Here is a 13,667-nt window from a genome sequence, read left to right on the forward strand (position 1 = left end):
GACGATGTCGTCGGGACCTGTTCCAGCATCCGGAGTGCGGAGGGGAAAGTGGAATTCCTGCTTGAAGTAGAGGGGCTGAAGAAGTCCTTTGGCGGCGTCGCTGCATTGCGCGATGGCCGCTTTCAGCTGCGGCCCGGCTCCGTCCATGCTCTCTGTGGCGGCAACGGCGCCGGCAAGTCGACTTTCCTCAAGATCCTGATGGGCATTCACAAGCGCGATGCCGGCTCCATTCGTCGTCGCGGCAGGGACGTCGATTATGCAAGCCCGGCCGAAGCGCTTGCCGCCGGCATCGCCATCATCGAGCAGGAACTCAGCCCGATCCCGCATATGACCGTCGCCGAGAACATCTATCTCGGCCGCGAGCCGTCTGCTCGCTTCGGCGGCATCGATTTCAAGACGATGAACCGCAATGCCCAGGCGCTCCTCGACCGACTGCAGTTCAATATCCGCGCCACGCAATTCATGATGAACCTCTCGGTCGCCCAGGTTCAACTGGTCGAGATCGCCAAGGCGCTCAGCCACGATGCCGAAGTGATCTTCATGGACGAGCCCACCTCAGCGATCGGTGAAAAAGAAGCGCAGCAGCTCTTTGCGACTATCGAGAGGTTGAAAGCGGAAGGCAAAGGCGTCGTCTACGTCTCGCATCGCCTGTCGGAAATCTTCCAGATCGCCGATTCCTACACCGCCTTTCGCGACGGGTCCTATGTCGGCAGCGGCGCGCTTGCCGATATCGATCGGCCCGGCCTCATCCGCATGATCGTTGGCCGCGAGCTTGGCGAGGAATACATCAAGACCAATGTGCCAACGGCAACGCCTGGGCTTGAAGTCAGCGGCCTCAGCGCAGAAGGCAAAGTCAACGACATCTCGTTTACCGCACACAAGGGCGAGATTTTCGGCATTTACGGCCTGATGGGCTCCGGCCGCACCGAAATCTTCAACTGCATCTTCGGTGTCGATACCGTCAGCAGCGGCCAGATCAAGCTTGCAGGAGCGCCCATCACCGTGCGCAAGCCGGCCGAAGCCATGCAGCATGGCATCGCCTTCGTCACGGAAGATCGCAAACTGACCGGCCTCAACCTGATCGACAGTGTGCGCAACAACATCTGCCTGGCGAGCCTGCCCGAGATGAGCCCGCGCTTCTCGATGGATCGGCGAGCGGAAGCCGATGCCAGCCAGGACATGATCAAGCACTTTGGCATCAAGGCGGCGCGCGACAGCATGCCGGTCTCCGGTCTTTCTGGTGGCAATCAGCAGAAAGTCGTGCTCGGCAAATGGTTCCTGCGCAAGCCGAAAGTCCTGCTGCTGGATGAGCCGACGCGCGGCGTCGATGTCGGCGCCAAGCGCGAGATCTATCGCATCATCTGCGACTTCGCCGCCGAAGGCGGCACCGTCATCATGATCTCGTCCGAAATAGACGAGGTTCTCGGCATGTCCGACCGCATCCTGGTGATGCGGCAGGGACGGTCCGCCGGAATTCTCAAGAGGGAGGAGGCCGACGCGCAGTCGCTCGTGCATCTGTCGACCTGAAGGCGACAAAAGCAAGAAGCCAAAGATGAAGCGCCCGGCAACAAGAGGTATTTGCAATGTCCGCCACTGACAACAATCAATCCAACTCGTGGTTCGGCTCGGACCGGCGCAGGTTGATTATTCAGGAATACGGGATTTTTCTCGCCTTCCTGTTGCTCGCTATCGTCCTGTCATTCTCGAATGAGTATTTCCTGACGGCCGGCAACATTTCCAACGTCTTGCTGCAGACCTCGATCAACGGCGTGCTGGCGATCGGCATGACATTCGTCATCCTGACGCGCGGCATCGATCTTTCCGTCGGCTCCGTGGTCGCCCTTACCGGCATCGTCAGCGCAAGCTTCGCAACGACCTCGGCGACAGCCGGCATCCTCGGCGCACCCTATCCGCCTTATGTCGCGCTCGCCGTCGGCCTGCTCGTCGGTGTCGCCTGCGGCGCTGTGGTTGGCCTCATCGTCTCGCGCTTTGCCGTTCCCGCCTTCGTCGCAACGCTCGGCATGCTTTCCGCCGCCCGCGGCCTGACGCTGATCTATGGCGGCGGCAAGCCGGTTCCGGCGCTGACACCTGATTTCCGCTGGATCGGCACAGGCAGCGTATTGTCGATCCCGATGCCGGTCATCCTGCTTGCCATCGTCTTCATCGTCGCATGGTGGGTTTTGAACCGCACTCGCTTTGGCCGGTACATCTATGCCGTCGGCGGCAATCCGCATGCGGCCATCACCTCAGGCATCAATGTCAGCAAGCTGCGCTTCCTCGTCTATGTGATTTCGGGTGGCCTCTCCGGGCTTGCAGGCATGATCCTTGCTGCCCGCACCGGCTCCGCCCTGCCGCAGGCCGGCATTGCCTATGAACTCGACGCGATCGCAGCTGTCGTCATCGGCGGCACCAGCCTGTCCGGCGGTGTCGGCCGCATCACCGGCACGCTGATCGGCGCATTGATCATCGGGGTCATGAACAACGGCCTCGATCTCATGGGGATCCAGTCCTACTACCAGCAGGTTCTCAAGGGCGCGCTCATCGTCGGCGCCGTCATGCTCGACCAGAAGAGAAATTTGGGCGGCTGAGCCCAATGAAATTCCAGTGTCCGCACTCGGAAAACCAAACGGCGCGTCAAGGCGACGGCCGGACTTTCAACGGAGGAGACTTATAATGAAAAAATTATTGATTGCACTTGCTGCTGCAACCGCACTTCTGGCGTCACCCGCCCTCGCCCAGGATAAGAAACTAAAGATCGGCGCGGCGCCCTATGGCCTCAATGCCGAGTTCATGCAGATCTGGTCGGCAGCGCTGAAGGAACATCCCGCCGTCAAGAACGGGGATGTCGACCTGACCATCTTCGACGGCCGCTACGATGCGCTCGTGCAGCAGGAACAGGTCAACACGATGATCACGCAGAAGTTCGACGCGATCATCTTCGTGCCGATCGATATCGAAGCTGCAGCGACAGCCGTACAGGCCGCTCACGACGCCGGCATCCCCGTCGTCGGCTCGAACACGCGCGTCAACTCCGATCTCCTGACCTCCTATGTCGGCTCCGATGACACCATCTCCGGCTACATGGAAGCCAAGACAGTTCTCGACAAGATCGGCTGCAAGGGCAACGTGGTCATCCTCGAAGGCCCGATCGGCCAGTCGGCGCAGATCTCGCGCCTCGAAGGCAACAAGAAGGCGCTTGCCGAGTGCCCGAATGTCAAGGTGCTGGAAGACCAGACCGCAAACTGGTCGCGTGCTGAAGCCCAGACGCTGATGGAAAACTGGCTGACCTCGCACCCCGGCCAGATCAATGGTGTTATCGGCCAGAACGACGAGATGGCCCTCGGCGCGATCGAGGCGATCAAGGCTGCCAAGCTCAACGTCAAGGACTTCGCGATCGCTGGCATCGACGGCATCACCGATGCGCTCCACGCCGTCAAGGACGGCACGATGACCTCCATCCTGCAGGACGCCAGCGCGCAAGCCCAGGGCGCCCTCGACCTCGCGATCTTTGCCGCCAAGAAGGGTAACTACAAGCCGGAATCCAAGATCTGGGAACAGTATCCGGCCATGCCGTTTAACGACGGCAAGGAGAAGAACTATAATGTTCCGTGGACCCCGGTAACGGCAGAAAACGTCGACAAGCTGCTTGAAACCCGCAAGTAAGATCAATGCGACGGGGCGAACTTCGCCCCGTCTCACCCCCAAGACAGAGGCTTGAAGAAGATGACCGAGACATCCCCAGACATTGATTTGAACTTCCCGCTCTCAGGCAAGACAGCGCTTATTACGGGCGGCGGCTCCGGCATCGGCGCTGCAATCGCGGCAGCATTCGCTTCCAAGGGTGCAAAGGTCGCCGTCCTCGATATCAATGTCGACATGGCGAAAGCCAAGGCATCCGAAATCGGCGGTGGCGCTGAGGCATTCGTCTGTGACGTGTCCGATCCGGCTTCGGTCAACAAGGCTGTCAGCGACGTCGTCGCACAATTCGGCGGCATCGATATCGCCGTAAACAGCGCCGGTGTCGTCTTCCTTGCCCCTGCCGAGGATCTGCCGCTCGACTATTGGGACAAGACGATCAACATCAATCTCAAGGGTACGTTCCTCGTCACGCAGGCCGTGGGCCGCGCCATGATCGCCGCCGGCAAGGGCGGTAAGATCGTCAATCTCGCGTCGCAGGCCGGCACGGTCGCTATCGAAGAGCATGTTGCCTACTGCGCCTCCAAGTTCGGCGTGATCGGCATGTCCAAGACCTTTGCCGCCGAATGGGGCAAGCATGGCATCAACGTCAACACCATTTCGCCGACCATCGTGCTGACCGAGCTCGGCAAGAAGGCCTGGGCCGGTGAAAAGGGCGAGGCCGCCAAGAAGCGCATCCCCACTGGCCGCTTCGCTTTTCCGGAGGAGATCGCAGCCGCGGCTGTTTTCCTCTCGTCGTCCGGCGCGGAGATGATCAACGGCGCCGATCTGCTGATCGACGGCGGCTACACCATTCTTTGAGCGCAAACGCTCGACAATTCGACAGGAGAGACCATGCAGCGGTTCATCAACAATCCCGATGAAGTCGTTGAAGATACTGTAAAAGGCTTCATCAAGGCACACTCGGATATCGTTCGTGTCGCCGAAAATCCGCGCGTCGTCGTTGCCAAGGCTGCCCCACATGCCGGTAAGGTCGGCGTGATCACCGGCGGCGGTTCGGGCCATGAGCCGGCTTTCATCGGCTATACCGGCAAAAACTTGCTGGATGCGGTCGCAGTCGGCGAGCTTTTTTCGTCTCCGACGGCCAAGAGCTTCCACGATGCCATTCGTGAAGCCAATGGCGGCCGCGGCGTTATCTGCCTTTATGGCAACTATGCCGGCGACAACATGAACGTGAAGATGGCGACGAAACTCGCAGCAAAAGACGGCATCGAAGTCGCAACCGTGGTCGCCAACGACGATGTCTGCTCGGCACCGCCTGAGGAGCGCGAGAAGCGCCGCGGTGTCGCCGGCGAAATCTTCATGTGGAAGGTTGGCGGCGCCAAAGCCTCCAAGGGAGCAAGCCTTGAGGAAGTCCGTGTGGCCGCGCAGAAGGCCATCGACAGTTGCCGTTCCGTCGGCATCGGTCTCGGTCCCTGTACCCTGCCCGCCGTCGGTCATCCGAATTTCCAGATCGAGCCTGGCACGATGGAAGTCGGTATCGGCCATCATGGCGAACCCGGCGTTCGCGTCGAGCCGCTGAAGACGGCTGCAGAGATTGCCGAGGACATGTGCCAGATCGTGCTCGACGATCATAATCTGGCCGCCGGAACGGAGGTGGCGGTCCTCGTATCGGGTCTCGGTGCGACACCGGTCAACGAGCTCTACATCTTGAACGATACGATCGAGGCAAAGATCTCGGAACGGGGCCTGAAGATCTACAAGACCTATATCGGCAACTACTTCACATCGCTCGAAATGGTCGGCGCGACGCTGACCGTGATGGCGCTCGACGACGAGCTGAAAGAGCTTCTCAACGTCGAGGTCAAGTGCACGACGCTGCTCTGAGGGGGACGTACGCATGCAGACATTCAACAACGCGACGGCTGGCGATATCGTCTTGACGATGGCCGAGCGCATCGTCGAGAATCGTGCCTATCTCAGCGAGATCGACGGCAAGATCGGCGATGGCGACCACGGCGTCAACATGGCCAAGGGCTTCGGCATGGCCGCCGAGCGCCTGAAGGGCAAGAACCAATCGCTGTCAGCGTCGCTCGACACGCTGGGCACGGTGCTGATGACCGAAATCGGCGGCTCCATGGGTCCGCTCTACGGCGTCATGTTCACCGAGATTGCCGAAAAGCTCGAAGGCATAGAGGCCATCGATAGCGCAGCCTACAGCAAGGCATTGCATGCCGGGCTTGAAGGCATTCAGTCGATCGGATCGGCCAAGGTCGGCGACAAGACGCTGCTCGATACGCTGGTTCCGGCGATCGAAGCGTTCGACGCCGCCAATGCAGCCGGCAAATCTTTCGCCGATGCACTCGACGCATTGGTCGCAGCAGCCGAGGCCGGTCGTGACTCGACGCTCAATCTCGTTGCCAAGATTGGCCGCGCCAGCCGGCTGGGCGAGCGCTCGCTTGGCGTGCTGGACGCGGGCGCGACCTCTTGCGCAATCATCCTGAAGGAGCTTTCCGAGGGCGCACGCGCGCGCCTTCAGTAACAAGGCTCTCCCAAGGCTGCGCGATCTCGTGCTCCACCACGGGGTCGCGCGCGCCGCTCCCTTCGAAGAAGAAGCATTTGCAAACCTGCGCCAATGCTTCCATCCTCTGGCGGAAAATGGGGACAGTGAATCGTCATGACGGGCAAGGCATCTTCGGTCGGCAAACATAGTGCAAGCAAAGCGGGCGTGCCTGATGCGTCCGACAGCATGCCGCTGCGCTATGGCGACGACCCTTACGTCTGGGCCTGCTGGCTCTATTATGAAGATGGCAAGACCCAGGGCGATATCGCCGAGATCATGGGCATTTCGCGAGCGACCGTGAACAGCTATCTCGCCGATGCCCGCAGCCGGGGCATCGTCAATATCTCGCTCGAGCCGTCGCGGCTGAGCTCGCTCTCCATCGCCCAGGAACTCAAGCGGCATTTCGGCCTGCATGACTGTCTCGTCGTGCCGAGCGATGACGGCTCCCGGCCGCTGATCGACCGCCTCGGAACCGCCGGTGCACAGGCGATTGCCAGGCTCCTGAAATCCGGCGACACGCTTGCCGTCGCCTGGGGTCGGACTGTTTTGGCCGTCGCTGAGCAGGCCAACGTGCCGAACCTGCAGGACGTCACCATCGTCCAGGCGACCGGCGGCACGCGTGCGCGCTTCGCCTATACGCCGGAACTTTGCGCGGCCGCCTTCGCTAACGCAACCGATGGCAAGCTCATCAACATCACGGCGCCCGCCATCGTCTCGACCCCGGAGGTTCGCGAGATCCTGCTGCGCGAGCCGCTGGTCGAGGATCAGTTTGCCACGCTCTCCAAAGCCAACAAGGCAATTTTCGGCGTAGCGTCTCTGCGGCCGAATTCCACGATTCATAGCAGCGGCTTCTTCGAGTCTGTCTCGCTGCAGGACTATCTCGCGAAGAATGCCGTCGGCGTTCTCGCCGGGCGCTTCATCGATGCGAAAGGCCAGCCGGTTGCCGGGCCGCTTGACGATCGCACCATCGGCATATCCCTCGACATGCTGAAATCCATCGGCCTGCGGATCGCCGTTGCCGGCGGCTTCGACAAGGTGCCGGCAATCCTTGCCGCCTTGCGCGGCGGATACATCAACGTCCTGATTACCGATGCTGCCACGGGTCGAGGCATCCTCAATGCAGACGGTGTCACCGAATTCGACCAGAAAGCCCAGCAGCGCCCGCGAACGGACAACAGCGTTGCCCTGCCCTGCAGCTACCGAACGCACATCAAGAAGTTCCTCAACAACCCTGACGATGTCGTCGACGAAATGCTCGAGGGTATCGTCAAGGCACACGCGTCGCATATCGCGCCGATCAAGGGATCGAACCGCGCGCTGGTGGCACGCAATGGTCCAAGAGCTGGTAAGGTTGGCCTGGTGATCGGCGGCGGCACGGGGCATGAGCCCTGCTTCCTCGGCTATGTCGGCAAGGGCCTTGCCGATGCCGTCGCCATCGGCAACATCTTTTCCTCGCCACCGCCGACACCTATCCTCGAATGCGCCAAGGCCTCTTCCGGCGGGCAAGGCGTGCTCTTCGTCTATGGCAATTATGCCGGCGACGTCATGAACTTCGAGATGGCCGCCGAAATGGCGCAGGAGCAGCAGATCGATGTGCGCACCGTCTTGACGACGGACGATATCTCCTCCTCGCCGATCGAAGATCGCGAGGGGCGGCGCGGTGTTGCCGGCAACTTCTTCATCTTCAAGATTGCGGGTGCTGCCTGCGACAAGGGCCTGTCGCTCGATGCTTGTGAGGCAGTGACGCGCAAGGCGAATGACCGCACCTTTACCATGGGTGTCGCGCTGGAGCCCTGCTCGCTGCCGCAGACACGCCGCCACAATTTCGAGATCGGCCCCGACGATATCGAATTCGGCATGGGCATTCACGGCGAACGCGGCGTCACCCGCGAAAGGATGATGACGGCCGACGAGATCACCGACCGCGTGATGGACCGGATATTCTCCGAAATGAAGCCCGCAGCGGGCGATCGCGTCGCCGTCCTCATAAACTCCTTCGGCGCGACGCCGTTGATGGAACTCTACATCCTGTTCCGCCGCGTCGAGCAGCGCTTGAGCGCAAAAGACATCAAGATCGAGGCGAACTGGGTTGGGCATTATTGCACGTCGCTCGACATGACCGGCGCATCCATATCCATCCTGCATCTCGATCAGGAGCTGACTGATATGCTGCGCCATCCATGCGACACCTTCGCTTTGAAGATCGGATGAACCTACAAGAATGTGCCCAGCGACAATCAAAATGGCTGGGACCGGGAGGAAGACGATGTCGGAAAAAGCCGCGCGATGCCTGGGCACGATGTTCCAGCGCATATCGATCGCCATCAATGCCGAAAAGGACCGGCTCTCCGAGCTGGATGGTGCAATCGGCGACGCCGATCACGGCATCACCATGGCGCTCGGCTTCATGGCGGTGAATGCCGAGCTGGCAAAGCTCGATCTTGCCCAGGCATTGCCCTCGGAAATCTTCTCCGTCGCAGCGTCAGCCTTCCTCGATGCGGTCGGCGCCTCGACCGGTCCGCTTTATGCCACGGCCTTTCGCCGCGCTTCGCAGGCGCTGACAACGGATCAATCTCTCTCTCCGGCCTGCCAGGCGATGATCGTCGACGAAATGAGGGCTGGCATCCAGCAACGCGGCAAGGGTCAGCGCGGCGACAAGACCATGCTCGACGCATGGGTTCCCGCCGCCGAGGCAGCAATCAACGCAAGGGCGCATTCAAACGATGTCACCGCCATGTGGAACGCCATCCTCGAAGCGGCCGAAACCGGAGCAAACTCCACGAGCTCCATGATTGCCGCCCGCGGCCGCGCGGCGCGGCTGGGAGAACGGTCGCTTGGGCATATCGATCCGGGAGCGGCTTCGGCGGTGATTATTCTGCGAGCGATGCGGGATACGTTTGTGGGGGGTAATGTGGATGGTTGAGCGACTAGCAGCCTACTGACAGATGACCTGGCTAAAATGCGCTCGTCAATGCCTGCCCGATATTGGTTAACCAGCTCCCGTCCTTCTGACTTTCAAGGTTTATGGAGACAATAACTAAAGATCAGGATGCTCAATCCGCTCCCACTCGGCTCCATCGAAACGGAAAATATCCTTCTGACCGACAACCCAGAGAATATCGCCAATGCAGCCCGCATAAAAAATGTAGTCGCCGCGCAATTTCGGCAATGCGGGTGAAAATCTCTTCAGATCGGAGGTTTTCGGATCAAGCTCGAAGAGCCCACCCGGACGCGTGCTCGATGGCAAGACCAATTTGCCTCGATAGGGTGTAATCATATGAAAAAGATTATGCTGCGGTCGCAACGAAACCGGCGTAAAGCCGCGAGCATAGCTACCGTGCAGCAACACGCCTTCTCGACCACAGATCCAGATACTGTCGGAGTTTTCTATGTATATTCCAGTGAGAGCTGCCTCCGGAAGGTGGGTATTCAGCTCATGCAGTTCGGCGCCGTCCCAAAAGCATAGAATTGGCTTCGTGCCTTCCTCTCCGCAAATGTATATTGCGTCAGCACTTACACCTCTTATGCAATTGAAATAGACATTTCGCGGCTCATCCTTTTCAGAATTCATCAACCAATCGAGAAATTTGGGATCAGTTGTATCGGGAGCTTCTGCAGTGACTTTACGATGAGCTTCGGGATCATATAGAAGCTTATCCGTCAAAAGACGCCAATCATCGCGCCCGTCGCGTATGTAAATTTGGCCGCCCGCTCCGGTAGCATATAATACGTCTTCTATAGACGCGATCGACAGTAGTCGGCCATAGCTCTTAGCGTCATCGGCCCAACTTCCGGCGCCATGAATTTTCTCGCGAAAATTGCCCTTCCACCATGCATGATAGACGTCGCCTTCAGAGGACATGTAAGTTAGATAATCGGTCGTCGGATCAACATCCGGATTGCGGAACAACGTGATGTCCTGCATGTGGAAATTGAAGTTGTCATAGTACCATTGCTTGCCGGGCTCCCCGTCATGCTCAAAGCGGTAAATTCGGCAATCAGGATCATAAGTGTCTGATATCTCCTGCACCGCATTAATAATCACGACATTGTCGGATCGAGCGCAGGCACGTGTAAATTCTAACTTAAGTTTCTCGATCACTATTTTGAGTTCGCTCCCGAAATGGCCCCAGCATAAATGGCTGTATCAAAGACCAGAATCTGAAGAAATGTCTGTCCGCGCGCCAACACCAAGGCCTCTATCTACTCCCTTTAAATGGCCGTTCTGAGAGGCCCGCCGGTATATCTCGCTGAACCCATTCTTGGCCGTCAAAAATGAAATAGCGAAGGCCGTAGTCGAAGACATAGAGCTTTTCGTTGCGGGCAAAAATAGCAGACGGCTGAACTCTCCGAGACCCGAGCTTAATCTTTACCTTCGGTGTAAAGGTCTTCGCGAGATGACCATCAAAACGGAACAATTCTGAATCAGCGATAAGAACTAGGTTGCGTTGCCACAACGCCCCGCCAAAGAAGTTTTTTTCTCGATCGGGAACTGACGAAATCTCCGAAAGACCTCTTGGAGGGACACCCTCCATTACAAGTCCGTCCGAACCTATGACGTAGTCGCTACCGTTCACTCCGCTTACAAAACTCGCGACATAGGGGTAGTCGGATATTGCGCTGGCTATGCGCGGTGGCAATTCGTGCTTTTTCCAAGCGTCAGGCCTGCCAGTGAAAAGCGTCGTCAGCTGAGGAAAGGCATTTCGTTCCGCCGACAGCTTTCTCTGAAGCGTGAGCACTTCGTCTCCGCTCATGTCCTTGCGATACAGGGGATGGCCCGGATAGAGATTAAAGTGCCGTGTATCCACGGCCTGAGTTGCAACCACAAAGATATTGCCTTCGCCGTTGGCGCCAAGAATCGACCATTTTGGCTCGCGGTAGGGATATTCTGATTTCAAGGGCGGAGCCGCCTCTTCCCAGATTTCACCCTTGCCGAGTTTCAGGAAGCCATCGCTTCCCGCGACTAGCCAGCGGTCATCAAATGGAAGGATCGAGTTAAATTCAATGTCCGGCGCAGCCTCAGATTCGGCCCGGGTACCTGGAATGACCGAATGTTCTGACCCCCGAGGACCCACAACATATATGTCGCCGTTGAGGCTGATCGCCACATAGGACGGCGCGGCATCCTTATCCTTCGCAGGCAGCACTTGGATATCACGGAGCTCCCGCCGAACGTCTGAGCGAGAGAAGGTTTGTCCGATAACGTCACGCATGAGGATAATCGTATAGGGATCGTCCCAACGCGGACCGCCAACCAGAGCCGCGAAATAGCGACCATTATCGGCCATGGCCGCACCATAGAGCTTCGGATTCCATTCACCATAAAGCTCTTCGAAGTTCTCCTCATCATCCAATATATCGGTCATGGTTCAGATTTCCCTTGCCTAAGGAAATGCCGGCCGGATGTTCGTAGAACTCCATTTCATCGCATCCGCGTCTACATGAGTGCCTATCGGCTCGGTTAGACAACCGGGATGATCTCGTCGACGATATCCTGGTGTCCATCAATCTCAACTGCAAATGAATAATGCACCGAGCCAGGACGTCGGCCAAGCAGTTCCGCCAGCTTCATTCGCCGATAGGACGTCGTCACATTCGCTAGCTCGGGATTTTCGCGAAGATACACTTCCCTTTCCGACAAGGGACCATGAACCTTGCGCAGCTGCGGTAAGAGCTGGCGACCATTTTCGTCCTCGACAAATTTATAAGCGTCGAGTGAAGTTGCGCTCATCATAATATTCCATATATCCTCTGGCGCCTTCCGAGCCTCCAGGAATAATTCTATCGCATTCTCTGGCATATCAATCCCTGCAAGACTGTATAGCTCATGTAAATCATGCGGCGGAGGATCAGTTTCCTTGCGGCTTGTCAAATCCATCAAAAGAGCAACGTCTAACGAAAGGGTGAAATGACGTCCCTTTCTGTGCCACAGATCGATTGCTCCCAAGCTTGAATATCCAATGGCAGCAAAATCCTCGCTTCGCAGGTTCGGCGCATTGTCCAGTATGTTTGCGAGATACTCATCGAAGATGAATGGCATGCATAGATGATAGTTACGATCTGCGTAATATCCGACACCGTGTTCCATCCAGAAGGCTATCAAATCCGCAGGAACCCTACCACGGGCTCTCTCGGCTTCCGCCTCTGAAACCTGCATTGCCTGTCGCGGCTTACCTCGCGCTGCAAGAAATTCGTCGGCTGACATATGAGCTCGCTAAATTGCTCTCGCCAATGTCTATTCGGGTTGGTTAGCCCATTCTCGTCTTTGCGACTTACAGGCTTACCAAGGCGATAATTAGATATCCGGATGCTCGATCCGCTCCCATTCGCTTCCATCGAAGCGAAATATATCCTTCTGGCCGACAACCCAGAGAATATCACCAATACAGCCTGCATAAAAAATGTAGTCACCGCGCAGTTTCGGCAGTGCGGGTGAAAATCTCTTCAGATCGGAGGTTTTCGGATCGAACTCGAAGAGGCCACCTGGACGCGTGCTCGATGGCAAGACCAATTTGCCCCGATAGGGTGTAATCATATGAAAAAGATTATGCTGCGGTCGCAACGAAACCGGCGTAAAGCCGCGTGCATAGCTGCCGTGCAACAACACGCCTTCTCGGCCGCACACCCAGATACTGTCGGAGTTCTCTATGTATATTCCGGTGAGAGCCGCCTCCGGAAGGTGCGTATTCAGTTCATGAAGCGTATCGCCATCCCAGAAGCAGAGGATTGGTTTGCTACCCTCTTCTCCACATAAATAGATCGCGTCTTCATCGATACCTTTGACACCATTAAATAAAACGTTGCGCGGCTTGCTTTTCTTAGATTCCATCAACCAGGATAAATAATCCGGATCATCTGTCTTGGGACGATTTTTGCGTTGCTCTCGATACTTCACCGGATCAAAGAGCAAGCTGTCTGTCACAAAACGCCAGTCATCTCGTCCATGGCGCATGTAGAATTGCCCGCCATCACCCGCAGCATAAAGCCTATTTCCTATCTGTGAGATAGCAAACATGCGACCGTAGCCCTTAGCGTCATCGACCCAAGTCCCAGCCCCTTTTATTTTCTCGCGAAAATTACCCTCTCGCCACGCGTGGTATACGTCGCCCTCCGAAGACATGTAGGTCAGATAATCAATCGCAGCATCGATATCCGAATTGCGGAACAACGTTATGTCCTGCATGTGGAAATTAAAGTTGTCATAGTACCATTGTTCGCCAACTTTACCGTCATGCTCAAAACGATAGATCCGGCAGTCAGGATCATACGTGTCCGATGTTTCCAACACGGCATTGATGATCAAGACATTCTCGGAGAAAGCGCAGGCGCGGGTAAATTCGATCTTTAGCTTCTCGCTCATTATTTTAAATTCGCTCCTGAAATGGCACCAGAAGACAGCGCATCAAGTGTCGGTTGGTATAAGCTGAATAATCCGCGCTGCGCTATGTATGGAGCAGCCTAAAGCTTT

At 57.4% G+C, this 13,667-nt stretch carries 12 protein-coding genes; 8 read left to right on the top strand and 4 right to left on the bottom strand.

Features of this window, described 5'->3' with window-relative positions; translation table 11 throughout:
* Nucleotides 1-48 precede the first annotated feature (48 nt).
* From ABOK31_RS27045 to dhaL (ABOK31_RS27080), 8 genes are all read left to right on the top strand, one after another.
* The gene (locus ABOK31_RS27045; RefSeq protein WP_349959853.1) at nt 49-1,527 is read left to right on the top strand and encodes a sugar ABC transporter ATP-binding protein; all 1,479 of its coding nucleotides are present in this window, start codon (nt 49-51) and stop codon (nt 1,525-1,527) included.
* A 56-nt stretch (nt 1,528-1,583) separates the two neighbouring features.
* Complete coding sequence (locus ABOK31_RS27050; RefSeq protein ID WP_349959855.1) at nt 1,584-2,588, top strand: ABC transporter permease; 1,005 nt, start codon at nt 1,584-1,586, stop codon at nt 2,586-2,588.
* An 85-nt stretch (nt 2,589-2,673) separates the two neighbouring features.
* Nucleotides 2,674-3,663: a substrate-binding domain-containing protein gene (locus ABOK31_RS27055; protein WP_349959857.1), complete on the top strand. Its 990-nt coding sequence runs from the start codon at nt 2,674-2,676 to the stop codon at nt 3,661-3,663.
* Nucleotides 3,664-3,723: 60 nt separating this feature from the next.
* On the top strand, nt 3,724-4,497 hold the full coding sequence (locus ABOK31_RS27060) for an SDR family oxidoreductase (RefSeq protein ID WP_349959859.1): 774 nt from the start codon (nt 3,724-3,726) through the stop codon (nt 4,495-4,497).
* A 33-nt stretch (nt 4,498-4,530) separates the two neighbouring features.
* Entirely contained in the window at nt 4,531-5,523 is a 993-nt protein-coding gene (locus tag ABOK31_RS27065; protein WP_349959861.1) for a dihydroxyacetone kinase subunit DhaK, read from the top strand.
* Nucleotides 5,524-5,536: 13 nt separating this feature from the next.
* Nucleotides 5,537-6,178: a dihydroxyacetone kinase subunit DhaL gene (gene dhaL / locus ABOK31_RS27070; RefSeq protein ID WP_349959864.1), complete on the top strand. Its 642-nt coding sequence runs from the start codon at nt 5,537-5,539 to the stop codon at nt 6,176-6,178.
* 135 nt (nt 6,179-6,313) lie between these two features.
* Nucleotides 6,314-8,410: a bifunctional sugar-binding transcriptional regulator/dihydroxyacetone kinase subunit DhaK gene (locus tag ABOK31_RS27075; protein ID WP_349959865.1), complete on the top strand. Its 2,097-nt coding sequence runs from the start codon at nt 6,314-6,316 to the stop codon at nt 8,408-8,410.
* Between the two features lie 55 nt (nt 8,411-8,465).
* Nucleotides 8,466-9,122, top strand: a complete 657-nt coding sequence (dhaL, locus tag ABOK31_RS27080; protein ID WP_174171763.1) for a dihydroxyacetone kinase subunit DhaL — start codon at nt 8,466-8,468, stop codon at nt 9,120-9,122.
* Nucleotides 9,123-9,236: 114 nt separating this feature from the next.
* Here dhaL (ABOK31_RS27080) and ABOK31_RS27085 read toward each other — a convergent pair whose 3' ends face one another.
* From ABOK31_RS27085 to ABOK31_RS27100, 4 genes are all read right to left on the bottom strand, one after another.
* The gene (locus ABOK31_RS27085; RefSeq protein ID WP_349959866.1) at nt 9,237-10,301 is read right to left on the bottom strand and encodes a hypothetical protein; all 1,065 of its coding nucleotides are present in this window, start codon (nt 10,299-10,301) and stop codon (nt 9,237-9,239) included.
* Between the two features lie 97 nt (nt 10,302-10,398).
* Nucleotides 10,399-11,565 (bottom strand): hypothetical protein, encoded by a 1,167-nt coding sequence (locus tag ABOK31_RS27090; protein ID WP_349959868.1) that lies wholly within the window; start codon nt 11,563-11,565, stop codon nt 10,399-10,401.
* Between the two features lie 95 nt (nt 11,566-11,660).
* Nucleotides 11,661-12,404, bottom strand: a complete 744-nt coding sequence (locus ABOK31_RS27095) for a GAD-like domain-containing protein (RefSeq protein WP_349959870.1) — start codon at nt 12,402-12,404, stop codon at nt 11,661-11,663.
* Nucleotides 12,405-12,494: 90 nt separating this feature from the next.
* Nucleotides 12,495-13,559: a hypothetical protein gene (locus ABOK31_RS27100; protein WP_349959872.1), complete on the bottom strand. Its 1,065-nt coding sequence runs from the start codon at nt 13,557-13,559 to the stop codon at nt 12,495-12,497.
* Nucleotides 13,560-13,667: the final 108 nt, after the last annotated feature.

The sequence above is a fragment of the Rhizobium sp. ZPR4 genome, from assembly GCF_040215725.1.
GTDB lineage: Bacteria > Pseudomonadota > Alphaproteobacteria > Rhizobiales > Rhizobiaceae > Rhizobium > Rhizobium rhizogenes_D.